This is a genomic window from Nonomuraea sp. NPDC049269 (genome assembly GCF_043197155.1).
Lineage (GTDB): Bacteria > Actinomycetota > Actinomycetes > Streptosporangiales > Streptosporangiaceae > Nonomuraea.
The window spans coordinates 64,430-86,240 of the sequence record NZ_JBICSO010000014.1; the positions used below are offsets into that span (position 1 = coordinate 64,430).

A 21,811-nucleotide genomic window follows, 5' to 3' on the forward strand; every position below is an offset into this window, starting at 1 on the left:
TCGGAAATATGAGCATGCTGGGGTTGGCCATGATGGGGGCCGTCCCCAGCGGTGCTCTGCGTCCGTACGTGACGCGGCTGACCGCGTACCGGGAGCACTACGCCTCGCCGTTGACGCGGTCCGAGGCGGCGATGCCAGGTGCGGTGCTGATCCTCGGGTTCGGCGCGGCGATGGGGGTGGGCGAGGCGCGCGTCACGTCGTTCACCGGCGGGCTCAGCGACCGCTTCACCGTGACCCGCACGCTCGGCCCGGCCGAGGGCGTGCAGGTGTCCCTCACGCCGTTCGGGGCGCGGCGGCTGTTCGGGGTGCCGATGCGGGAGCTGACGAACCTCGTGGTGCCGATCGAGGACCTGCTCGGCGCCTGGGCCCGCAGGGCCGTCGAGCGGCTGGGCGAGACGGCGTCCTGGCCCGAGCGGCTGGCCCTGACCGACCGGCTGCTGACGGAGCGCATCCTGGCCGGGCCGGAGCTCGGCCAGGAGGTTCCGTGGGCGTGGGCGCGGCTCCTCTCCTCAGGCGGCCGCGTGGGGCCGTCGTGGCTGGCCTCGTCGCTCGGCTGGAGCCACCGCCATCTCGTCGCCCGCTTCCACGACCAGGTCGGCCTCACGCCGAAGACGGCCGCCCGGGTGATCCGCTTCCAGTCCGCGCTGCGCCTGCTCCAGTCCGGCCGGGCGATCGCCGGCGTCGCCGCCGACTGCGGCTTCTACGACCAGGCGCACATGAACCGCGAGTTCAGGGTGCTGGGCGACACGACGCCCGGTCAGATTCGTCCAAGACCCGCGGCTGCCCCGTCTGATACTGACCGCATGACACGAACTGTTTACGCCCTGGCCCGCTACCAGAACTGCGCGAAGGCCATCGACTTCCTGACCGCCGCCTTCGGATTCCGGGTGCACGAGGCGTCCAAGAACGACCAGGGCGTGGTCACCCACGCCGAGCTCCTCGTCGGGGACGACCTGATCATGGTCGGGGAGGGCAGGCCGGGCGGTCCCGGGATGTACATCGCCGTCGACGACCCCGACACGCACCTGGCCCGCGCCCAAGCCGCCGGGGCCACGATCACGATGGAGCTCACCGATCAGCCGTACGGGTCGCGCGAGTACGCCTGCGCGGATCCCGAGGGGAACGTCTGGTACTTCGGGACTTACCGCCCTTAAGCCCTTTGGGTGGCCCTGCCGGTGCCCGTCTTGACGCGGCCTTCCTCACCCGCGCCGGGACCGGCAGGTTGGGCGTATGACCAGCGAAACAACGGCCATCGGCCGTCCCATACGGGTTGAGGTGTACGCCGACCTCGCGTGCCCCTGGTGCCGACTGGGCACGCACCGCTTCCACCGTGCGGTGGAGGAGTTCGGTGGCGGCGCCGAGCTCGTCCACCTGCCGTACCAGCTCGCCGCCGACGCCCCCCAGGACGCTCGGCCGCTGATGGAGACGATGGCCGAGATGTTCGGCCATGAGCAGGCGGCCTTGATGACCTCGGGCATGACCGGGCTGGGGGCGAAGGAAGGGGTGGAGTATCGGTTCGATCGGGCGGTGGCGGTCAACACGTTCGCCGCGCATCGGCTGCTGTGGTTCGCGCTGCGGGAGCATGGCGCGGGGACTCAGGCGACGCTCGCTACGGCGCTGTACGAGTCGCACTTCCGTGACGGCGGCGATCTCGGCGACCACGCCGTGCTGAGCAACGCGGCGGCGCGGGCCGGCGTACAGGGGACCGGGGAGTTCCTCGCCTCGGCGGAAGGCGTCACCGAGGTCCGCGAGCAGGTCGCCGCGGCGCGGGCGTCTGGGATCACGGCGGTGCCGACCTTCGTCTTCCCCGGCGCCGAGCCGCTCAGCGGCTCGCCCGACACCGCCACCCTGCTCGCCGCCCTGCGGCGGTCATCCAGCATGTCCCCCGGCCACGAGCCGCGACCGGCCGCCACTGCCCTCGACCCGGCGGCGCGGCCGGCCGTCGAGTCTCTCGACCCGGTGTCGCGGTCGGCCGCCACGACCCGCACCGGCTCTCGGGGATCTCGGGAGGGGGCGTGACCACGTTCACCGAGGTGGAGATCTCGTACCTGACCAGCCAGCCGCTGGGTCGCTTCGCCACGGTCGGCGCCGGGGGCGGGCCGCACGTGACGCCGGTGGGTGTCTTCTACGACCCCGAGACCGAGGTCATCGTGATCGGCAGCGTCGCGGACATGGTGGCGAGCAAGAAGTTCCGCGACGCCAGGGCTCGGCCGGACGTGGCGCTCGTGGTCGACGACCTGGCGTCCGTCGATCCGTGGACACCGCGGGGCATCGAGATCCGCGGCCTCGCTGAGACGCACCTCGACGGCGGCGAGAAGCTGGGTGAGCGGCTGGGAGCCGGGTTCCCGTTCGACGCCGCGTGGATCGGCATCCGACCGCGACGCGTCCTGACCTGGGGCCTGGACGGCGACACGTACGCCCTCTCCGCCCGCGACGTCTGACGGCACGGCGCAAGGGCCCCGGACCAATCCTCCGCCCATGCCCGATGCGCCCTGAGTGACCGCTCACTCCCGCCCGGTCCCCCGACGCGCCCTGAGTGACCGCTCACTCCGCCCGATCCCCGACGCACCCTGAGCAACCGCGCACCCGTGTCCGGCCCTGCGACGCGCCCTGAGCAGCCGCGCACGCCGGACGCGCCCTCGACACCCGACGCATCCTCAACGGCCGCTCAGGCGTGGCGCGCAGCCGCCGTGAAGTGCGTCTCCTCCGGAGCGGGGACCGGGAGCGGGTGAGCGGCCGCGGGACGCAGCCCATCGAACATCATGCTGAGATAGCGCCGCCAGAGCCCCGGCACCGTGTCACCGAGTGGCGCGGTGGCCTGCGAGGCGGCGTTGATCAGCAGCACGATGTCGTGCCCGGTGACATCGTCGCGCACGGACCCGTCGTGCCTGGCCTCGGCCGTGAGCGCCTCCGCGACGGCCGCCAGCCGCTGACTGGCCCGCCGCACCTGCGGATCGGCCCGCGCGATCGCCCCCGCCGCCTGGCAGAAGGCCCGATCGCCGACCTGCGCCTCCACGCCCGCGCTCATGAACGCCAGCAACGCGTCCGCGCCACGCGCCACTGCAGGCCCCGCACCGACACCCGCGCCCGTATCCACACCCGCCGCCGCTTCCGTCCCCCGCAGGAGCGCCTCGCCGGTGGCGGCGAGGCCGTCGAGTTGGTCGGCGAAGATCGCCGTAATGAGCTGCTCCTTGGTGGCGAAGTGGCGGAACACGGTCCCCTTGCCGATCCCGGCCCGTACCGCGATCCGCGCCACCGAAACGTCCATCCCATGCTCCGCGAACTCCGCGGCAGCCGCGTCGAGCAGCAACCGCCTGTTACGCATGGCATCGGCCCGCATCGTCCCCACGAACCGACCCTATCGCAACCGGACCGTACGGTCATATTATGCTCAACGCTCATAACATGACCAACTGGTCCGGTTAAGCGAGGAGACACTCATGCGGGCATTGGTGGCACGGCAGTACGGGTCAGCGGACGTACTGGCGACGGAAGACCTCCCGGCACCGGAACCAGGCCCCGGCCAGGTGCGGGTGCGGATCACCGCCGCGGGACTGAACCCGGCCGACCTCCGCACCCTGAGCGGGGTGATGCGGGAGATGGCTCCGCTGGTGTTCCCGCACGTCCCGGGCAGCGACTTCGCCGGTACGGTCACCGGCGTCGGCGAAGGAGTCTCCCGATTCACCCCAGAGGACGAAATATTCGGCTTCGGCCTCCCCTACGGGGCCAAGGCCATGGCGGACCTCTCCGCCACACCGCCTTCCCTGACCACGGGCACCATGGCCGAATACGCGATTTTCGACGCCGACACGCCGGCCCTGGCCCACCGCCCGCCGGACCTGCCCGCCGACCAGGCCGCCACTCTCCCGATCGCCGGCCTGACAGCCCTGCCCCTGCTGCGCGCCGGAACATTCACGCGCGGCATGAAGGCGCTCGTGATCGGCGCGGCCGGCGGGGTCGGCGGCGCGGTGGTCCCGCTGCTGGCCGCGCGTGGCGTCCATGTGATCGCCACCGCGATACCCGACGACGAGCCCTACGTTCGCGCGCTGGGAGCCGCCGAGGTGATCGACTACCGCTCGGCCGATCCGGGCGCGGAGACCCTGCGCAGCCACCCGGACGGCGTGGACACCCTGGTCAACCTGGCCCAGTCGGGCCCCGCCCTGGTCGGCACGGCCCGCGCCATCCGGCCGGGCGGGCGGCTGCTGAACATCGCCTTCCCCAGCCCCGACCCCGCGGCCTTCCCCGACGTTCGGGTGGACACCGTCTACACCCGGGCCGCCCCCGGCGACCTGGACGAACTGGCCGCGCTGGCCGTACGCGGAACCCTGCCGAACACCGTCACCCACCGCTACGGCCCAGCAGAAGCCACGCGTGCCTATGCAGACCTCGCGAACAGCCACACGATCGGCAAGCTCGTCGTCATGTGGTCATGAGGTCACGGGTCAGCGGGGGAAGATGACCGTCTTGTGGCCGTCGAGCAGCACCCGCTGCTCGGCGTGCCACTTCACGGCCCGCGCCAGCGCGACGCACTCCACGTCCCGGCCCATCGCGACCAGGTCCTGCGGGGAGTGGCTGTGGTTCACGCGCGCCACCTCCTGCTCGATGATCGGGCCTTCGTCCAGGTCCGACGTGACATAGTGCGCGGTCGCGCCGATCAGCTTGACGCCCCGGTCATGCGCCTGGTGGTACGGCCTGGCGCCCTTGAACGACGGCAGGAACGAGTGGTGGATGTTGATGGCCCGGCCCGCCAGCTTCTCGCAGAGATCCTCCGACAGCACCTGCATGTATCGCGCCAGCACCACCAGGTCCACCTGATAGTGCTCGACCAGCGCCAGCACCTCCCCCTCCTGCCTGGCCTTGGTCTCGGGCGTGACGGGCAGGTGGTGGTAGTCGATGCCGTACGACTGGGTCAGGGGCCGGAGGTCGGGATGGTTGGACGCGACGGCGACGATCTCGATGTCCAGGGACTTTGCGCGCACGCGGTAGAGCAGATCGTTCAGGCAGTGGTCGAACTTGCTGACCATGATGAGCACGCGCGGCTTCCTGGCCACCTCACGCAGCTTGACCTCCATGCCGAACTCCGGCGCCAGGGCGGCGAAGGCCGTACGCAGGTCGTCCTCCGGCACCGGCGCCGCGAACTGGACCCGCATGAAGAACCGCCGCGCCTGCTCATCCCCGAACTGCTGGCTCTCGATGATGTTGCAGCCGCGTCCGGCCAGCAGGCCTGAGACGGCGGCCACCACACCGGGCCGGTCGGGGCAGGACAGGGTCAGGATGTACTCGGCAGAGGTCATGGTTTCACTCTCGCGGGCAGAGGATCGTGGGGTGGCTACTGGCTGACCTGGGCAGAGTACCTCTCGCCGGCCTACTCATGGAGCGAGCGCCCTTGGAATCCGCCGTACTGATCGCGATCGCGTGCCTGTTCGCGTTCGTGTCCGGGATGAACGACGGCGGCGCCCTGCTCGCGACCGGGCTGAAGCTGCCGGCGATCCGTCCCGCGGTCGGCATCCTCACCCTGGTGGTGCTGGTGGCGTTGGTGCCGCTGGTCACCCATCGGGTCGCGCTGACGTTCGTGAATCGGCTGGCCACGTTCCATGGGGCGGAGGCGAAGATCGCGATGTCGGTCGCGGTGGTCGCCGCGCTGATCGTGGTCATGACGCTCAGCGCGATAGGCCGCCCGACCAGCCTCACCCTGGCCATCGTCGGCGGCCTCACCGGGGCCGGTCTCGGCTGGGGACTGCCGGTCTCGGCCGGGTCGGTCGCCCTGGTGCTGGCCTTCGGCCTGGCCGCGCCCGTCGTGGGCGGCCTGCTGGCCTGGGTGGTGATCCAACTGCTGGTCAAGGTGACGACCAGCCGCGGGCTGCCGCGCTGGCACTGGGCGGGCTTCCTGCTGCAGACCATCGCCTACTCCGCCAACGACGGCCAGAAGATGCTCGCCATCTTCATGATCGCGATGGGTTTCTCGAACGCGCCGCTCACCTACACCTCGCTGGGGGCGCTGCTGTTCGGGCTCGGCGCCGGCTACGGCCTGCCCAGGGCGGGACGCACGCTCAGCCGGGAGATCATCGTCTCCCGGCCCCTGCACGGCGTGACGGCCGAACTGGCCTCGGGTACGGCGGTGATCGCCTGCTCGGCACTGGGTATGCCGGTGAGCATGACCCAGGCCATCGCCGGCGGCCTGATCGGCGCCGGCGTGGCGCAGGGCGCCGGCCGGGTCCGCTGGTACGCCGCCGTCAAGATCGTCAGCGCCTGGCTGCTGACGCTACCGGCGAGCGCGCTGCTGGCCGGGGTCGCGGCGTACGTGGTGAAGGCGCTGACGGGTTGAACGCGGGGAGAGGGGGCTGGGCGTGAAGCGGTTGCGGCGGATCCGGGCGCTGATGTCGGGACACATGGACAGCGCGCTGAGCGAGGCCCTGCTCGGCCAGTTGGCGGCGACCAAGGAGGGCGCCTGGCTGGCGATGGCCATGATCGGCGGAGAGGTGGGCAGGACGGGCGCGCACGAGAAGATGCGCGTGATCGAGCACCTCGGCGACGAGGAGCGGCGCCACCTGGTGGAGGAGCTCAAGTCGGCCCTGGTCACGCCGATCGACCGGGAGGACCTGTTCCGCCTCTCCCGCTCGATCGACGACGTCCTGGACTCGCTGCGCGACTTCGTCCGGGAGTCCTACCTGTATCGGGTGCCGGACCAGATCCGCTTCACGCCGCTCCTCGACCAGGTCATCGAGGGCATCGACGCCCTGGAGAACGCCGTACGCGTCCTCGCCTCGCACCCCTCCGCCGTGGTCCACGACGCGCTGGCGGCGAAGAAGACGGGCGGCTCCATCAGGCGCATGTACCAGTACGAGATCGCCCGCATATTCTCGGGCGAGCTGACGGCGAACGCGATGAAGGAACGCGAGCTGGTGCGCCGCCTGGAGATCGTCGGCGTGGCCATCGGCGAGGCCGCCGACGCCATCGCGGACGGCGCCATGAAACGCTGACCCCTGGACAGGAGGACACGTGGAGGCCCAGATCAGCAGTGACCGTCCCGCCGCGCGGGTGGTCTGCGTGGACGCCGACGGCCGGGTGCTGCTCCTGCGGTGGCGTGACCACGTCAGTGGCGAGGCGCTCTGGGAGCCGCCGGGTGGCGGGATCGACCCCGGCGAGACGCCCCTGGAGGCGGCCGCCCGGGAGCTGACCGAGGAGACCGGCCTGCCGGGGGCGGCGGTCTCCGCTCGATGGGTGCCCGTCCATCGGGACTTCACCTGGCTCGGCGTGCGGTACGTGAAGACCGAGCCGTTCTACCTGGCCTGTTTCGCCAGGCGAACCCCCGAGGTGGATCCGGGTGAACTCACCGAGGAGGAGGCTCGGGCCTACCTCGGCTACCGGTGGTTCACCCCCGACGAGCTGCCGCACGGCCTCCAGCCGCCCGAGCTGGCCGAAGTGATCGCCGAGCTCACCGCCCCGGCCTGAGGACGGCACGGTCACAGTTCCAGGGTGAGGCCGCCCGTCGCCACGGCGAGTTCGCCGCCATACGTCTTGGCGGCCGCTGCCAGCGCGGGCTCGGGCAGGCTGTCCGGCCACAGGTGGGTCAGCACCAGCCGGGCCACACCGGCACGAGCCGCCGTACGGCCCGCGTCGAGGGCGCTCGACAGATAGGGCGCGTCCTCGTCGGGCACCCGTTCGGGATAGGTCGCCTCGGCCAGCAGCACGTCGGCGTCCCGCGCCAGCTCGGCCAGCTCGGGGGCGGGCCCGGTATCGCCCGTGTACGCGACCACCCGGCCGCCGCCGGTCAGCCGGAGCCCCGCGTTGGGCACATGGTGCGGAAGCGACCAGGTGTCCAGGCGGAAGGGCCCGATCTCGTACGGCCTGCCAGGAGCCAGGTCGTACAGGAGGAAGCTGCCGGCCAGCATGCGAGCCTTGTCCAGCGCGAGCACGGCGGTGAGAGCGTCAGGCGGCGCGTACACCGGCAGGGCGGCCGGCGGCGCGTCGCCCAGGGCGCGGGCCCGGAGCAGCGGGTTGAGGTCGGCGCAGTGGTCGGGGTGGCCGTGCGTGACCAGCACCGCGTCGATCTCCTCGGCGGCCGTCGAGGCCAGCAGCCTGGGCAGCGTGGCGTAACCGGGGTCGATGAGCACCCGGAACCCCTCATGCTCGACCAGGTAGCCGCTGCACGCCTGCCCGGCCGCGGGCCACGCCCCGCAGCCGCCAAGCACCGTGATTCGCACCATGGTCAGGAAACATAGCGGCTTCAGGACGCGCGGCGGTGGCCCAGCTCCGTCAGCGTGGTCAGCATCAGCCCGCGCAGCAGCCCGCCCGCCACCTTCTCGTGCTCGCCCTCCACCGACAGCCCCTCGGTCACCCGGGCCCGGTAGATCTCCCGCTCCCGCGGGTCGGTGTAGGGCTGCGCCGTCATCCCCACCACGACCGTCACCCGGGTGCCGCCCCTGGGCAGCACCGCCACGGCATGCGTGCGCAGGACGGCCTCGTCCGGGGCGCCGTACCAGCCGCACTTGATCCCGGCCTCCGACGAGCGGAGCGCCTCACGCGCGCCGAACTGCTGCTCGCCCGTGACCTCGCGCATCCACCCGAGGATCGTGCCCGCCACCGGGTCGCCGGCGGCCGCGGCCTGGGCGAGCGCGGCGTAGGCGGTGGCGACCTCGTCGGCGGCCACCTCCACCGAGCCGAACCTCGACGGGTCCCCGTTGGGCGGCGCCCAGCCGACGCCCGTGCGCTGGTAGATGTCGTCCAGGATGACCCGGGGCCCGACCGCGAGCCAGAGATTGAGCGTGTCGGAGTTGGACGAGACGACCACGGCCGGCTCAGCGTGGCGGCGCCAGCGTTCGGGGTCGGGGAAGTGCGCGGCCGTCACCCACGCGTACAGCGGCTTGAGCAGCGAGGCGCAGCGCAGCCGGGCCAGGCCGGAGCGGACGCTCACGGCGCGGGCGGGCGGGCCGCCGTAGCCACGCCTGATGCCCGCCGCCTGGGCACTGGCTCCTTCTTGGAGGTCACGCAACAGCTCGTCGAAGGACACAGGTTCAACCGTAGTCGTAGTGGGTGACCTGCCAGCGCCCTTTCGTACCACTCCGTGTCCGGCGGGTCGCGGGGTGCTCAGCCCTCCAGCGCGGCGTCGAAGCGGGCTCGGAGGTCGGACAGGCGTTTGACCGGCTCGGCGCTGAAGACGAGCCGGACGTGCCGGCCCGCCACCGTCTCGCCCCACGCGGTCATCGGCGTGGCGGCGATCCGGCCCTTGTCCAGCAGCCGGGCGGACAGCTCCGGCGCCGTCAGGCCCACGGCCGTCGCGTCGAACAGGCACGACCAGCCGCCACCGGCCCGCACCACGGGCAGGCCGGACAGCTGGGCGATGACGGTGTCGTGGCGGGCCTGGTACTCGGCCACCGCCTCGTCGACGCCCGCGCCGGCCGGGTCGGCGAGCGCCGCCGCCGCGCCGAGTTGCGCGTAGCCGCCCGCCACCGTCGTGTTGTAGATGGCCGCCACCCTGATGCGGGCCATGATGTCGGCCGGGCCGGCGATCCAGCCGATCCGCCAGCCGATCATGCGGTATTCCTTCGACACCGAGCCGATCGTGATCGTCCGCTCCGCCAGGCCGTCCACCTGGCAGGGGTTGATCCGCGGCTGCCCGTCGAAGACGATCCGCTCCATGGCCGCGTCGTAGATGAGGTACGCCCCGGTGCGGGCGCAGGTCTCCGCGATCGCCTGCCAGTCCTCCAGGGAGAAGATCACGCCGGACGGCATCGAAGGGCTCATCAGCAGCAGCGCCGCCGCCTCGCGTACCTGGCCGAGGGCGTCCCGGTCGAGCCGCCAGCGGCCGGAATCGACCGTCAGGGGTAGGAGGTGCGGGCGCGCGCCGGACAGCCGTACGCGCTGGAACAGGCCGGCGTAGGTGGGGTCGGTGAGGACGACGGGGTCGCCCGGCTCCGTCGTGGCGAGCAGCGTCGGCATGACCGCCGACGTGCCGCCGGAGGTGATGACCACCTGGCTCAGCGGGTCGTAGTCGAGGCCGGTGCGCCGGCGTAGCTCGGCCGCCACCGCCTCGCACAGCACGGGCAGGCCGGTGAGCGGCAGCCAGCTGTTGCCCGTCCCCTCCGCGAGTGCCCGCGTGGTCGCGGCCACGGCGAGGGGTGGGGGCGGGACGTCGGTGTCGAGATTCTCCAGGCGGAGTACGTCGGGATCTGTCCCGGCCGCGGCGGCGACCTCGTCGAGGCCGATGGGCTGAACCTGGGCGAAGCGGGAGTTCGGTCGCATGACACACCTCCACTGTTCCGTATACGGAACGACGTTCTCCCAGACCGGCCCCCGTGTCAAGGGCCGCGCCACCACCAGGCGACCGCGATCGCGCCGAACACGAGAGCCGGCACGCCGGCCGAGACGAGCAGCCGCCTGCCCCTGGCTACCTCCCGGTCCGTCACGAAGGCCGCCATGGCGCCCGCCACCGCGAACGCCACCGCCGCCGTCACCACGTGGGCGAACCTGGACGACCAGGACGGGAGCACCTCACCCACCAGCCCGACGAGCAACAGCATGGCCGCCGTCACCCAGGCCACCCGGAAGGCCGGCCGCACCTCCGCCCGATCGAGCGCCACGACCGACAAGGCGAACGTGCCCACGGTGATCACCAGGAGGGTGCCGAGGGCAGGGGGCAGGCAGTTCCAGTCCTCGCAGCCGATGGCCGTCCATCCGATGCGGGCGGTGGCCCACCAGAGAACACCCAAGGCGGCGTAGACGGCGGCCGCCCTGGCCGCCCGTTGCTTCGGCATGCCTACATACTGGTCGACCGGAGACGGGCCGCCTGCTCGTCGTCGGCCGCCGCTTCGGCCGGGTGGCCGAGGGCGCGATGCACGACGGCGCGGTTCTCGTAGAGGGCGGGCTGGCCGGGTTCCAGCGCGATGGACCGCGTCAGGTCGGACAACGCGCCCGCCCAGTCGCCCGCCTCGTAGCGCAGGACGCCCCGGTTGCCCCAGGCCGCCGCCAGCTCGGGGGCCGCCTCGACGGCCAGGTCCAGCGCCCGGCGCGCCTCGCTCAGCCGTCCGGCCGCGGTCTCCAGCTGGCCCAGCACGACCAGCAGGTACGGGTTGCCGGGCGACTGGGCCAGCCCGATCGTCACGTCGGCCCTGGCCTCCTCGTCCCGCTTCAGCATGGCCAGCAGGCCCGCCCGGTTGATGTAGGCGTCCAGGTAGGCCGGGTCCAGCTCGATCACCCGGCCGAGGTCCATGAGTGCACCGGCGAAGTCTTCGCGCACGATGCGCAGCTCGGCCCGGTTGTAGTACGCCTCGGGCAGCGGCGGTCCGGCCAGCATCGCCCGCTCGTAGTCGGCCAGCGCCTCCCCGTGCCGCCCGAGCCGGTAGAGCAGGTTGCCTCGGTCGAGGTAGTAGTCGGGGAACGACGGGTCGATCGCGATGGCCGCGCCGTACTCCTCCAGCGCCTCCTTGTCCCGCCCGAGCGTCGCCAGCAGCTGGGCGCGGTTGGCCAGCAGCACCATCCGGTGCACCGGGTGCCGTTCCCCCAGCTCGTCGGCCAGGGCGAGAGCCGACTCCACCAGGGCGAGAGCCGCGTCGGGGTGGCCCCGCCGCAGCTCGATCAGCGCGAGCCCGTTGCGGTCGAAGCCGAGTTTGAAGGCGCGTTCCACGGGGTCGGGCAGCAGGCTGGAGATGGCTATCGCCTGGTTCATCCAGCCCGCGGCCCGGCCCAGGTCGCGCTGGGCGGCGTCGGGGTGGCGGGCGTCGAGCATGGCGGTGCCGTACGCGCTGGCCGAGTGGACGGCGGGATCCTGGCTCGACCGGCGGGCGGCCTCCCACAGGATGCGGGCCTCGAGTGTCTGGCCGAGCGCGCCGAGCGCGGTCGCGGTGCGCTGCGCGAAGAACCACCACCGCTCGCTGCCCGGCTCGGTGAGCGAAAGCCCGCGCTGCCCCAGCTCGGTCAGCGCGTGCAGGAAACCCTCTCTCGTGCAATGGTCGACGAGTTCGCGCAGCTCATCGACGTCACGCGCATCCTCGGAAGGTTGCGGGCCGTCGGCGTAAACCATGATCATTAAGATGTCCGGCGGGATCCGGCGCATCATCACGTCGAGCAGTTCGGTATCGGTGGGGTCGGCCTCGGCCGCGTTGGACACCGCCAGCGCGCTGCCGGGCGGCACCACCGCGCGGACGAACTCCGCGATCCCGTTGGCCAGCCGCAGCGACCGGCGCGGCGCGGGCACCAGAATGCGCTCGTCATCGGCCAGGTCCGCGTCCAAGGACATCCTTCGAGCCGGCACCCGGTCACATAAACCGGGTGCCGCCGCGCGGATCTCGATGTCATGGGCCGCCACGAGATCCTTGGAGCTGTCCAGGGCGGCCGGGACCAGGTGGTGCAGCAGCGCGGATCCGACGGTGTAGGGACCGTGCGGTCGTCTGTGCCCGTTGATCACCGGCATCAGCAGCTCAACGGCCTCCCATCGGGCGGGCGGCGCCCCCCGAGCCCTGAGATGCTCGATCACCCCTTATGGATGACACTGGAGGTCCCGGCAAGCCTCGCGGTGCCAGGCTTGCGGACGGCGATGCGCTTCATGATACACCTTCCACTGTGGGTTAATATTCACCACTATCGGACACTTCAGCGAATATCAAGATTTATGGCGAATAAGTGGGCGGTGCATCAATAAGAACCTCTTGTTTTTTGACTGCAATTAGTGGCCTATTGGGACCGAAACCAACGGGAGATTGACACCGTCCTCTTGTGTCCAGATTTTTCGACCAACGCGCACAGACAACGGCCGGAGAGGTCGATCGACTGGCAGCCTTCGTGAGAGAGATTCTTCGCTTTGACGATGTTGATGGCCTGTTCGATCAACCGATCGAGACTGGGCTCCCTTGTCCCCTTGTGCGCATGCGCGTTCCACGGGCACGCCTCAGGGCGTACACATGCGCTCTTCGTGGGGTACGACACCACGGACCGCTCTAACTTCAGCGGGTCGTCCCGCTTGATCTTCAGGTCGGCCAGCACCTTCCTGGCCTTCCGGCTCGCCATGATCAGAGACCGGTCGCGCCCGTCCCCCGGTGAGCCCCTCCCGGGCACCGCCAGGAGCATCGCGACCGCCATCAGCCCGCCGCCCACGATCATGCTCGGGCCCACCTGCTCGTGGAACCAGATCACCGCGATCGCCGTCACCCAGAGTGGCTGTGACGACATCAGCACGGCGCTGGGGACAGCGGGCACGTGCGCCTGGCCGTACGAGCGGGCCAGGAAGCCCAGAGCGCACGAGACGACGGACAGGTGGGCGAGTATCCCCCAGTCGGGCAGGGTGGCGGGCACAGCGATCCCGTCGCGCACCGCCAGCACGCCGCTCATGGCGCCGATGGTGGCGAGCTGGATGACGGTGAGCGCGTACGCGTCGAAGGCCTTCTCGGCGCGTGAGAGCCGCGCGAGCAGCAGGGTGTGGCCGGAGTAGAGCGCGGCGGCGGCGAGCGTCACCCCGAGCGCGAGCACGGAGATCTCCCGGCCCTCCGTGCCGCGCATCAGCGTGAAGACGGTCATGCCGGCCAGGGCCAGCCCCACCCCCGCCCAGACCCGGCGGGGCACCCTGACCCGAAACATCACCAGGGCCAGGATCGGGGTGATGACCACGTTGCAGCCGACGGCGAATCCCGATACGGCCGAGGGGAGACTGTCGAGCGCGATGGCCTGGGCACACTGTCCGACCCCGAACATGATGCCCAGGATGACCCCGTTGATCCAGGTGTCCCGCGACAGGCGCCAGAGACTGCGCGGCCGGATCAGAAAGAGCGTCAACGCCGCGAGGACGTATCGCTCGGCGAGCAGGTCCTCGACGGGTAACCGCAGGATGAGATCTTTCATCAGCGGGAACGCCGACCCCCATGCGGCACTGACGAACAACAGAAGCACGGCTCCCGTGAGGGGTCGGGGAGCGGGCACGACTGCCATGCCAAAAAGCATCTCACTACAATCAGCAGCCGTCGGTGTACAGCCAGCAGCCGGTGATGTTCCTCTACCACCGAGAGGAACGAGCCTCACCCGCAGTTGCGTACATCCGTATCCGCAGGAGTGTTCAGTGCACTATTTCCGCCACATCCGCTCACCTGCACCCACGGCATGACTACGGAGCGTGCCCGACCGTGCATAGGCACGGGCGGGCACGGCCGCGTAAGGGCATGTCCGTAAATAAGAGAGCGAGGATGGGCGAGTGCGGCGCTACGACTCCAGCGCGTCCGCCGACTCGACGGCCAGCCGGCCGCTGCCCGGCCGGAGGCGTTTCTCGCCGTAGACGACGATCAGGTCGCCGACCCGCCGCCGGGAGATCTCCCGCCAACCGTGCCGCTCGTACAGTGCCAGGGCGGCTTCCTGGTTGAGCGTGGTGTCGCCGCGTACGAGGTGGAATCCCAGCTCCACCGCTCGTTCTTCCAGAGCCAGCAGCATGGTGGCGCCGAAACCGCGCCTCTGGAAGCCGGGATGGACCCGTAGCCGGCACACTTCGGCCGTCTCCGAGTCGATGGGTCTCAGCCCGCCCATGGCCACGACCCGCGAGCCGAGCTCGCCGACGAGGAAGTCGCCACCGCACGCCAGGTAGAGCTCCTGGATGCGGGGGAAGTCGTCGTCGTAGTAAACACCGTCGCCCGGCGCCAGTCCCACCTCGGCGAGGCAGATCTGATGCAGGGCGAGGATGGTGTCAAGGTCAGACCAGCGATAGCGCCGGATCTTCAGCTTCATGCACCGCCATTCCCTTCCCCGATGGCCAGCTCAGAAGGACGCAGTTCTTCCTGGAACGCGGCCAGGTCGGGATGATTAGCGTCCCGCGCCTTGATCGACTGTTCGAGCGCGACAGCCGGGCGCATGATGAAATCGGTGCGGTATTCAGGGCCGAGGAGCTTCAGCGCCTCGGTGCCCATGCGGGCGGCCTCCCCGACTTCCCCTTCGATCAGGCGGCATTGCGCGCGGTCCAGCCTGATCAACGTCTGGTCGATGATGTGATCCTGGTACTTGTCGAGGGCCTGGTCGAGTACGACCTCGGCCTCCAGGGTCTGGCCGAGCTTCGTGAGCACGTCGCCCTGGTAGAAGTACAGCTGGCGTTCGGTGTAGCCGAAGGCCATGTCCTCGCGTTCGTGTGACTTCATGTGCGAGAAAGCGTTCCTGGCCCGCGCCAGCGCGCGTTTGGCCTGGTCGACGACCTCTTTCTTGCTGTCGGTGCCCGAGATCATGGCCAGCGCGCGGGCCTCGACGACCGGGGCCATGGCCTGCGCGGCACACGGTGTCTGGCCGGCCAGGTCGCGGCTCTTCTTGGCCAGGTTGAGCGCCTCGCGGGCGTCGCCGTAGTAGAGCGGGACGAGCGCCTCGCGGGCCGTCACCCAGGCGCGCAGCGCGCGGTCGCCGGTCTCGTCGGCGGCCGTGCGGCCGGTGCGGAAGAACGCGCGGGCCAGCCGGTGGTCGCCGAGGTTGATCATGATCATGCCGCTCAGCCCGGCGAGCTGCGCGGCCATGCGGCACAGGCGTTCCTGCAGGTCGATGGGCTGGCGGAAGGACATGGCGCTGCGTACGGCGCTGAGTTCGAGCAGCACGTCGCACAGCAGCCGCAGCGGCGCGGTGGTGGTGTACTGCCGGCCGAAGGCGAGCGTGGCCTCCTCCCACTGGTCGAGCATGGCGGGAGAGACCGTGGCCGACACGAGGATGTTGTCCATCCGCCGCCTGATGCCCTCGGCCGCGCCCAGCACCTCGCCGTCGAACTTGGCGGTCTGGGTGCTGTTGGACAGCAGCTTCAGCAGCGTGCGGCGCAGGATGTTCTCGTCCTCCTCGTCGGAGGGGGACGGGACCGTGTCCGGTTGCGGGTGGACCAGCAGCTCGCGCGGGGAGTTGCTCCCGGCGTGGGCGCGCTCCTTGACATCGGCTCCGAGCACCCCCGGCATCCGGTGGCCATGGCCGCAGATGCACGGACCGTCATAACCGAGGGCGCCCGGCTCGACCCGGTAGACCGAGCAGAGGTAGTGGAGATATTCGGGACCCGGCCGTTTCAGCCCGCTCTCGTAGGCGGACAGCAGGGTCTCGCCGATGCCGGGCGGGGCCTTGGCGTCCCGATCGAACAGGGCTCTGACCTGCTCGATGACGTCGGCCAGCGCGATGCCGTGCGCGAGACGATGCCCTTTGATCTTGGTGGTGCCGAACTGGGGCCCACAGTGTTCGTGGATCTCCTCAGCGATCTGAGCGGAGGTGCGCCCGGCGGCGAGCCCTTTGGCCCGGATCCGCCGCGCCATCTCCGTCTCTCTGTGCTGCCTGCCGGACATCCCGGCCCCTCTCACGCATGTCCCGTCGGTCCGCAACTGCTAACCGAGCGTAGCCTTCAGGTCGCGCTGTGCCTACCAATGACTATGGCCCATTGCTGACGCCTTGGAAACGCCTTCTTGAAGGTTGTGGTTAAGGATCGTCCTCCAGCGGACTGTTTCTTACATCCCACGAGGGAGAAGCGGCTCCCCGGAAGCGGAAACGCGTCGTTGCGCGCTCAGCCGAGTTGAGTCATCTTTGGCCCACCAGCAACGATTCAAGGGAGGGACGAAAGGTGGGGGACGACAACTTTGGGCACCTGGAGCGTTTAGTGTCGGAACTCGACGCTCGCGGGTTGCTCGCACGAGTGGTTCGAACCCAAAGTGGGCGGGTGTTCGTCCGGGTAATCAACCCGAACGCGACAAGCCTTACCGAGAACGTCACCTGCCGGCCTACTGCGGTCGCCGAGCTTCCGGACTGGTGGTACTGCTGGTCCTGGGGCGAGCGAATGCACACGGCCGATGACCCGGCTGGTGCGGCGACCAAGGTCGCACGCGTGCTCGCCGCCGTGGGCGAGTGATCCAGCGGTGATCCGGGTGGAGCGCAGCCACCACGGCTCACCGCACCCATGGCGGCTCCTCGGAGCCGGCGGGGTGGTCGGTGCGGAGGGTCTCCTGCCTACACCGCAGGGGCTCTGGCCATCCCGCCGGTTCCGCTTCTCGCGGGACTCGTGCTTGTACGGCCAGCCAGCCGTACACAGGAGATGCCCTCCAGGTCCGCCTGGAGGGTGTTCGGGGGACCCCTCCCGGAAACGGCGCGGGACATGCTTCCGGGTGTGTGTCCCAGCCGAGCCGTACGTCACCGGAGCGTCAGGCCCCGCCCTCCGCGGCCCAGGGGGCCTGACGACCCCGTCTTCCCCGGCGTGATGTGACTGCGGCCGGTTCGGTCGGCGGTATCTTTTGGAGCGATCCGCTCGAAAAGACCGCCGACCGAACTGCTTCCGGAAGGGGATCCAACCAGTGCTCCTGCTGGCAACGCCTGTGCTCACGTCGGGTCCGTTCGACCCCACACAGCTCGCCAATCAGGTGAGCAAGGCCTGCGAGAACGACACATTCCTCTGTGGCTTCCTGCAGGACTGGCTGCCCGTGGGTGCCTTCGCACCGATCATCGCCACGATCATCACGGTCATCTTGATCCTGCTGATCGCCCTCATCGTGCGCAACATCGCCAAGCGCCTGATCACCCGGGTGGTCAGCAGCGCTTCGTCCGGCTCCTCGCTCACCGGCCGGTTCCGCAGGTCCGGCGCCGCGACCGAGGGCATCGACGCCCTCCTCAACGAGCGCCGCAAGCAGCGCGCCGAGACCATGGGGTCGGTGCTCAAGCACATCGCCTCGGTGGTCATCATGGGCACCGCCGTGCTGACCGTGCTCGACCGGCTGACGATCCCCATCGCTCCCCTGCTCACCAGCGTCGGCATCCTCGGCGTGGCGATCGGTTTCGGTGCGCAGGAGCTGGTCAAGGACTTCATCGCGGGCATGTTCATGCTCCTGGAGGACCAGTACGGCGTGGGCGACGTGATCGACTCGGGCGCCGCCGTCGGCACCGTCGAGGCGGTCACCCTGCGGGTCACCAGGCTGCGCGACGCCGACGGCCGCGTCTGGTACGTCCGCAACGGCACCATCACCAGGGTCGGCAACGAGTCGCAGGGCTGGTCGCGGGCCTACCTCGACGTCCCCGTGGCCTGGAACAGCGACATCACGACCGTACGGGCCATCCTGGAGCACGTGGCCGAGGAGATCTGGGCCGACCGCGACTTCCGCGAGACGCTCATCGTGGAGGAGCCCGACGTGTTCGGCGTGGAGCAGCTCTCCGACAGCTCGCTGGTGTTCCGGATCTCCGCCAAGACGCTCCCGGCCAAGCAGGCGCAGGTCGCGCGGGAGCTCAGGCTGCGGGTCAAGACCGCGCTCGACGGCGCGGGCATCCCCATGGTCGCCAGCGCATAGGCTTGTATGGTGACTGAAACCTCCTTCTACGACGCCGTCGGTGGCGAGGAGACCTTCCGGCGACTCGTACACCACTTCTATGAGGGGATCAAGCAGGATCCGCTGCTGCTCCCGCTCTACCCGGAGGAAGACCTCACCGGGGCCGAAGACCGGTTGCGGGGGTTCCTCGTCCAATACTGGGGCGGCCCCAACACCTACAGCCAGGAGCGCGGGCATCCGCGGCTGCGGATGCGGCACAACCCGTTCGTCATCGGCGAGGCCGAGCGCGACGCCTGGCTGCGGCACATGCACGACGCCGTCGAGTCGCTGGAGCTGCCGCAGGACCTGGAGGCCAAGCTCTGGGACTACCTGGTCTACGCGGCCCACAGCATGGTGAACTCCCCGACATAGCGGGCATGACGGCCCCATGGACATCCCCTGGTGGCGTGACGCCGTCGTCTACGAGATCTATGTCCGCAGCTTCGCCGACGCCTCGGGAGATGGCGTCGGCGATCTCGCGGGAGTACGCGAGCGCCTGCCGTACCTGGCGGAGCTCGGGGTCGACGCGATCTGGCTGACCCCTTTCTACCCCTCCCCGATGGCCGACGGCGGCTACGACGTGGCCGACTACCGCGGTGTCGATCCACTGTTCGGGACGTTGGGCGACTTCGAGTCGCTGGTCTCGGAGGCGCACGAACTCGGGCTGAAGGTCCTCGTCGACGTGGTGCCGAACCACAGCTCGTCCGAGCACCCCTGGTTCCAGGCCGCGCTGCGCGGCGAGCACCGCGACCGCTACATCTTCCGCGATCAGCCCAACAACTGGCAGTCCACGTTCAGCGGCCCGGCCTGGACGAAGCTGCCGGACGGCCAGTACTACCTGCACCTGTTCGCCCCCGGCCAGCCCGACTTCAACTGGCGCAACCCCGAGATCCACCGGGAGTTCCTCGACGTCCTGCGGTTCTGGCTGGACCGGGGTGTCGACGGGTTCCGCATCGACGTGGCGATGGGCCTCTACAAGGCGAAGGGGCTGCCCGACGTCAAGGACCAGTCGTTCAAGGCGGTCTCCCCGGTATGGGGGCAGCCCGAGGTGCACGAGGTCTACCGGGACTGGCGCAAGCTGCTCGACGGCTACCCCGGCGAGCGGATGGCCGTGGGCGAGGTGTGGACGGACAGCTCCGAGGACCTGGCGCTCTATGTGCGCCCCGATGAGCTGCACCAGAGCTTCAACTTCGCCTGGCTGCAGGCGCCCTGGTCGGCGACCGCGTTCAAGAAGGTCATCGACGACACCCTGGCCGCGGTGCCGTTCGCCACCTGGGTGCTGTCCAACCACGATGTCGTACGGCACCGCACCCGCTACGAGACCGCCGACCCGGGCACGGGACTGATGAGGGCCAAGGCGGCGCTGCTCACGATGCTGGCCCTCCCCGGGTCGGCATATCTCTACCAAGGGGAGGAACTTGGCCTCCCCGAGGTGAAGGATCTTCCCCCGGAGGCGCGGCAGGACCCGGTCTTCATCCAGTCGAAGGGCAAGCTGGCCGGCCGTGACGGCTGCCGGGTGCCGCTGCCGTGGTCGGCCGACGGGGGGTCGCTCGGGTTCTCCCCCGATGGGGTGGCGCCGTGGCTGCCGCAGCCGACCGGCTTCTCGGCACTCAGCGTGGCGGCCCAGAGCGCCGACTCCGCCTCGACACTGGCCTTCTACCGCCGGGCCCTGGCCTGCCGTCGTGAGCTGGTGCGCGAGATCCCGTACACGCTGGAATGGCTGGACTCCCCCGAAGACGCGCTCTTCTTCGCCCGAGGGTCGCTGATCTGCGCCGTCAACTGCGGCACCGAGCCGGTGCGGCTGCCGCCGCACGACGGCGTCCTGCTGGCCAGCGGGCCGCTCGACGGCGACCTGCTGCCCCCCGACACCGCCGTCTGGCTACGCTGACGCGTCCTCCCCTTGTGCGGGCCGGGGCTGGCCCTGTTCGGCGGTGGCGTGTCGCTCGCCGCGGGCGGGGATGACGGGCAGCGAGATCAGCGCGCACGCCAGCCCCGCCGCGAACCCGGCCCAGTAGCCGGTGGCCGTGATCAGCACCCCGGCCAGCGGCGTGACGCCCAGGGACACGATGTTCTGGATGGTGTTGTGGGTGCCGAGCACGCGCCCCGCGGACGCGGGACCGGCGAGCTCGCCCGCCGAGAGGTAGGCGAGGCCGTTGCCCGCCACGGTGATCACCGCGGCCAGCGCCAGCATGGCCGGGCCGAGCCAGGACTCGGTGACCGTGCCCAGCACCAGCAGGGCCAGCACGGCCAGCGAGCCGAACGTCAGCAGCCGCAGCGGCGCCATGCGCAGGCCGGTCCTGTCGGACCAGCGTCCGGCCGCGATGCGCACCACCGCGCCGCCGATCGCCGCCACGCCGAACAGCTGTCCCGCCCGTACGCCGTCCCAGCCGTAGACGCCGACCAGGCAGGCCACGCCGTACGTGCTGACGACGACCTGGGGCACCACGTGCAGCGCGCTGGTCGCGTGCACCCGCCACAGCGCGGGCTGCCGGTACGGCGAGGCGGCGGGCGCCGTCCGCGGGCCTGAGATCGCGTGTGGCGGCTCGGCCAGGAAGAGGGCGGCCAGCACGGCGGCGAGCAGGCTGACTCCGGCGCAGACGAAGAACACGCCCGAGATGCCATGGGCCCGCGCGATCTGCGGCAGGACGAACGCGGCGACGGCCATGCCGAGCGTGTAGGAGACCTGGCGCAGGCCCATCGCGACGCCGCGCTCCGGCGGCTCGAACCAGCGCAGCACGATCCGGCCGCCGCCGACCATGGCCGCGGACCCCATGGCCCCGGCCAGGGCGAGCAGCGGGATCATCGCCCAGATCTCGGTCACGAAGGCCGCGGCGGCGAGCAGCGCGGCGGCCAGCCCGACGCCGATGCCGAGCACCAGCCGCTCGCCCCGCCGGTCGGCCAGCATGCCCCAGGCGACCAGGGAGAACAGGAGGCCGATGCCGGGGGCGTTGCCGATGATCCCGGCGACGGGCAGCGAGACATCGAAATATCGCTGGATATCCGGCATGACGAGCGGTAACCCGAACAGTCCCAGCGTGACGCTGGCGTGCGCGTTGACCCCCAGCGCGAGCATCACCCAGCGTTTCATACCGTCATGAACCGCCGTAGGTAGGCGCGTTCATCGGAGGCGAGCCGGCGCGGCGCGGCACGTTCCACGTCGTAGGCGACGATCACCGAGGTGGCCCGGACGAACAGTTCGTCGTCGTCGCGGATCTCGTGCTCCAGCGTGAACCGGACCGCTCTGAGGTCCGTCACCCAGGTCTCGACCCGGACCGGCTCGGCGCGGAAGCCGAGCGGGCGCAGATAGTCGATCTCGTGACGGGAGACGACGAGCCCCTTGAAGGGGGCGTCACCGGCCTTGTACGGATCGATGTGGAGCATCCCCAGACGGGCGTCCTCCAGATAGTCGAAGAAGCGGACGTTGTTCACGTGCCCGAGAGAATCGATGTCCGCGAATCGCACCATTCGGGGGAAGATATGCCGCTGGGCCAGGGAATGTTCAACCACGGTGGCCACCGTACCTGTCCCGGTCAGGTGGCCCCGCTCCG

General features: G+C 70.4%; 23 protein-coding genes. 11 read left to right on the top strand and 12 right to left on the bottom strand.

Features of this window, described 5'->3' with window-relative positions:
- Positions 1–8: 8 nt before the first annotated feature.
- From ACGFNP_RS56140 to ACGFNP_RS56150, 3 genes are all read left to right on the top strand, one after another.
- Positions 9–1,154 (top strand): helix-turn-helix domain-containing protein, encoded by a 1,146-nt coding sequence (locus ACGFNP_RS56140; RefSeq protein ID WP_393332675.1) that lies wholly within the window; start codon positions 9–11, stop codon positions 1,152–1,154.
- 76 nt (positions 1,155–1,230) lie between these two features.
- Positions 1,231–2,019 carry a DsbA family protein gene (locus ACGFNP_RS56145; RefSeq protein WP_393332678.1) on the top strand — a complete coding sequence of 263 codons (789 nt, stop codon included), beginning with the start codon at positions 1,231–1,233 and terminating at the stop codon, positions 2,017–2,019.
- Complete coding sequence (locus tag ACGFNP_RS56150) at positions 2,016–2,441, top strand: PPOX class F420-dependent oxidoreductase (protein WP_358332477.1); 426 nt, start codon at positions 2,016–2,018, stop codon at positions 2,439–2,441. The genes ACGFNP_RS56145 and ACGFNP_RS56150 overlap by 4 nt, the downstream gene beginning before the upstream one ends.
- Positions 2,442–2,668: 227 nt before the next feature.
- On the opposite strand, the gene ACGFNP_RS56155 is transcribed toward ACGFNP_RS56150, so the two are convergent.
- Positions 2,669–3,340 carry a TetR/AcrR family transcriptional regulator gene (locus ACGFNP_RS56155; RefSeq protein WP_393332972.1) on the bottom strand — a complete coding sequence of 224 codons (672 nt, stop codon included), beginning with the start codon at positions 3,338–3,340 and terminating at the stop codon, positions 2,669–2,671.
- A 100-nt stretch (positions 3,341–3,440) separates the two neighbouring features.
- On the opposite strand from ACGFNP_RS56155, the gene ACGFNP_RS56160 reads away from it, so the two are divergent.
- On the top strand, positions 3,441–4,433 hold the full coding sequence (locus tag ACGFNP_RS56160) for an NADP-dependent oxidoreductase (protein ID WP_393332682.1): 993 nt from the start codon (positions 3,441–3,443) through the stop codon (positions 4,431–4,433).
- Positions 4,434–4,442: 9 nt separating this feature from the next.
- On the opposite strand, the gene purU is transcribed toward ACGFNP_RS56160, so the two are convergent.
- Positions 4,443–5,294, bottom strand: a complete 852-nt coding sequence (gene purU / locus ACGFNP_RS56165; RefSeq protein ID WP_358332483.1) for a formyltetrahydrofolate deformylase — start codon at positions 5,292–5,294, stop codon at positions 4,443–4,445.
- A 92-nt stretch (positions 5,295–5,386) separates the two neighbouring features.
- On the opposite strand from purU, the gene ACGFNP_RS56170 reads away from it, so the two are divergent.
- Genes ACGFNP_RS56170 through ACGFNP_RS56180 form a run of 3 tightly spaced genes read left to right on the top strand, consistent with a single transcriptional unit; the run spans position 5,387 to position 7,452 of the window.
- The gene (locus ACGFNP_RS56170; protein WP_393332686.1) at positions 5,387–6,325 is read left to right on the top strand and encodes an anion permease; all 939 of its coding nucleotides are present in this window, start codon (positions 5,387–5,389) and stop codon (positions 6,323–6,325) included.
- A 22-nt stretch (positions 6,326–6,347) separates the two neighbouring features.
- Positions 6,348–6,980, top strand: coding sequence for a DUF47 domain-containing protein (locus ACGFNP_RS56175; protein WP_214637371.1), 633 nt, complete (start codon positions 6,348–6,350; stop codon positions 6,978–6,980).
- A gap of 19 nt (positions 6,981–6,999) precedes the next feature.
- Positions 7,000–7,452, top strand: a complete 453-nt coding sequence (locus ACGFNP_RS56180; protein ID WP_393332689.1) for an NUDIX hydrolase — start codon at positions 7,000–7,002, stop codon at positions 7,450–7,452.
- 11 nt (positions 7,453–7,463) lie between these two features.
- On the opposite strand, the gene ACGFNP_RS56185 is transcribed toward ACGFNP_RS56180, so the two are convergent.
- The 8 genes from ACGFNP_RS56185 to ACGFNP_RS56220 form a co-directional block, all read right to left on the bottom strand.
- Positions 7,464–8,207, bottom strand: coding sequence for an MBL fold metallo-hydrolase (locus tag ACGFNP_RS56185; RefSeq protein ID WP_393332692.1), 744 nt, complete (start codon positions 8,205–8,207; stop codon positions 7,464–7,466).
- 20 nt (positions 8,208–8,227) lie between these two features.
- Positions 8,228–9,010 carry a hypothetical protein gene (locus ACGFNP_RS56190; RefSeq protein WP_393332695.1) on the bottom strand — a complete coding sequence of 261 codons (783 nt, stop codon included), beginning with the start codon at positions 9,008–9,010 and terminating at the stop codon, positions 8,228–8,230.
- Positions 9,011–9,087: 77 nt separating this feature from the next.
- A complete protein-coding gene (locus ACGFNP_RS56195; protein ID WP_393332697.1) occupies positions 9,088–10,242 on the bottom strand; it encodes a pyridoxal phosphate-dependent aminotransferase in 1,155 nt (384 codons plus the stop codon).
- Positions 10,243–10,298: 56 nt separating this feature from the next.
- On the bottom strand, positions 10,299–10,754 hold the full coding sequence (locus ACGFNP_RS56200; protein ID WP_358332502.1) for a hypothetical protein: 456 nt from the start codon (positions 10,752–10,754) through the stop codon (positions 10,299–10,301).
- A 2-nt stretch (positions 10,755–10,756) separates the two neighbouring features.
- Entirely contained in the window at positions 10,757–12,472 is a 1,716-nt protein-coding gene (locus ACGFNP_RS56205; protein WP_358332505.1) for a tetratricopeptide repeat protein, read from the bottom strand.
- Positions 12,473–12,669: 197 nt separating this feature from the next.
- Positions 12,670–13,878 (bottom strand): DMT family transporter, encoded by a 1,209-nt coding sequence (locus ACGFNP_RS56210; protein WP_393332700.1) that lies wholly within the window; start codon positions 13,876–13,878, stop codon positions 12,670–12,672.
- A 306-nt stretch (positions 13,879–14,184) separates the two neighbouring features.
- Positions 14,185–14,700, bottom strand: a complete 516-nt coding sequence (locus ACGFNP_RS56215) for a GNAT family N-acetyltransferase (protein ID WP_358332511.1) — start codon at positions 14,698–14,700, stop codon at positions 14,185–14,187.
- The gene (locus tag ACGFNP_RS56220) at positions 14,697–16,235 is read right to left on the bottom strand and encodes an XRE family transcriptional regulator (protein WP_358332513.1); all 1,539 of its coding nucleotides are present in this window, start codon (positions 16,233–16,235) and stop codon (positions 14,697–14,699) included. Before ACGFNP_RS56220 ends, ACGFNP_RS56215 begins: the two co-directional genes overlap by 4 nt.
- A gap of 398 nt (positions 16,236–16,633) precedes the next feature.
- Here ACGFNP_RS56220 and ACGFNP_RS56225 point away from each other — a divergent pair, with 398 nt between their 5' ends.
- From ACGFNP_RS56225 to ACGFNP_RS56240, 4 genes are all read left to right on the top strand, one after another.
- Positions 16,634–16,822 carry a hypothetical protein gene (locus ACGFNP_RS56225; RefSeq protein ID WP_250905750.1) on the top strand — a complete coding sequence of 63 codons (189 nt, stop codon included), beginning with the start codon at positions 16,634–16,636 and terminating at the stop codon, positions 16,820–16,822.
- A 439-nt stretch (positions 16,823–17,261) separates the two neighbouring features.
- Positions 17,262–18,245: a mechanosensitive ion channel family protein gene (locus ACGFNP_RS56230; RefSeq protein WP_358332516.1), complete on the top strand. Its 984-nt coding sequence runs from the start codon at positions 17,262–17,264 to the stop codon at positions 18,243–18,245.
- Between the two features lie 6 nt (positions 18,246–18,251).
- Positions 18,252–18,635: a globin gene (locus tag ACGFNP_RS56235; protein ID WP_393332704.1), complete on the top strand. Its 384-nt coding sequence runs from the start codon at positions 18,252–18,254 to the stop codon at positions 18,633–18,635.
- 16 nt (positions 18,636–18,651) lie between these two features.
- Positions 18,652–20,151, top strand: coding sequence for a glycoside hydrolase family 13 protein (locus ACGFNP_RS56240; RefSeq protein ID WP_393332707.1), 1,500 nt, complete (start codon positions 18,652–18,654; stop codon positions 20,149–20,151).
- Here ACGFNP_RS56240 and ACGFNP_RS56245 read toward each other — a convergent pair.
- The gene (locus ACGFNP_RS56245) at positions 20,143–21,351 is read right to left on the bottom strand and encodes an MFS transporter (RefSeq protein WP_393332710.1); all 1,209 of its coding nucleotides are present in this window, start codon (positions 21,349–21,351) and stop codon (positions 20,143–20,145) included. The genes ACGFNP_RS56240 and ACGFNP_RS56245 overlap by 9 nt on opposite strands.
- On the bottom strand, positions 21,348–21,728 hold the full coding sequence (locus ACGFNP_RS56250) for a thioesterase family protein (RefSeq protein WP_358332528.1): 381 nt from the start codon (positions 21,726–21,728) through the stop codon (positions 21,348–21,350). The genes ACGFNP_RS56245 and ACGFNP_RS56250 overlap by 4 nt, the downstream gene beginning before the upstream one ends.
- Positions 21,729–21,811 lie beyond the last annotated feature (83 nt).

What these genes read in the sequence shown, in the direction of transcription:
- ACGFNP_RS56140 (WP_393332675.1), top strand. Translation starts at nt 9, where the DNA reads ATGAGCATGCTGGGGTTGGCCATGATGGGGGCCGTCCCCAGCGGTGCT.
- ACGFNP_RS56145 (WP_393332678.1), top strand. Translation starts at nt 1,231, where the DNA reads ATGACCAGCGAAACAACGGCCATCGGCCGTCCCATACGGGTTGAGGTG.
- ACGFNP_RS56155 (WP_393332972.1), bottom strand. Translation starts at nt 3,340, where the DNA reads ATGCGGGCCGATGCCATGCGTAACAGGCGGTTGCTGCTCGACGCGGCT.
- ACGFNP_RS56160 (WP_393332682.1), top strand. Translation starts at nt 3,441, where the DNA reads ATGCGGGCATTGGTGGCACGGCAGTACGGGTCAGCGGACGTACTGGCG.
- purU (WP_358332483.1), bottom strand. Translation starts at nt 5,294, where the DNA reads ATGACCTCTGCCGAGTACATCCTGACCCTGTCCTGCCCCGACCGGCCC.
- ACGFNP_RS56185 (WP_393332692.1), bottom strand. Translation starts at nt 8,207, where the DNA reads ATGGTGCGAATCACGGTGCTTGGCGGCTGCGGGGCGTGGCCCGCGGCC.
- ACGFNP_RS56195 (WP_393332697.1), bottom strand. Translation starts at nt 10,242, where the DNA reads ATGCGACCGAACTCCCGCTTCGCCCAGGTTCAGCCCATCGGCCTCGAC.
- ACGFNP_RS56200 (WP_358332502.1), bottom strand. Translation starts at nt 10,754, where the DNA reads ATGCCGAAGCAACGGGCGGCCAGGGCGGCCGCCGTCTACGCCGCCTTG.
- ACGFNP_RS56215 (WP_358332511.1), bottom strand. Translation starts at nt 14,700, where the DNA reads ATGAAGCTGAAGATCCGGCGCTATCGCTGGTCTGACCTTGACACCATC.
- ACGFNP_RS56220 (WP_358332513.1), bottom strand. Translation starts at nt 16,235, where the DNA reads ATGGCGCGGCGGATCCGGGCCAAAGGGCTCGCCGCCGGGCGCACCTCC.
- ACGFNP_RS56235 (WP_393332704.1), top strand. Translation starts at nt 18,252, where the DNA reads ATGGTGACTGAAACCTCCTTCTACGACGCCGTCGGTGGCGAGGAGACC.
- ACGFNP_RS56240 (WP_393332707.1), top strand. Translation starts at nt 18,652, where the DNA reads ATGGACATCCCCTGGTGGCGTGACGCCGTCGTCTACGAGATCTATGTC.
- ACGFNP_RS56245 (WP_393332710.1), bottom strand. Translation starts at nt 21,351, where the DNA reads ATGAAACGCTGGGTGATGCTCGCGCTGGGGGTCAACGCGCACGCCAGC.
- ACGFNP_RS56250 (WP_358332528.1), bottom strand. Translation starts at nt 21,728, where the DNA reads ATGGTGCGATTCGCGGACATCGATTCTCTCGGGCACGTGAACAACGTC.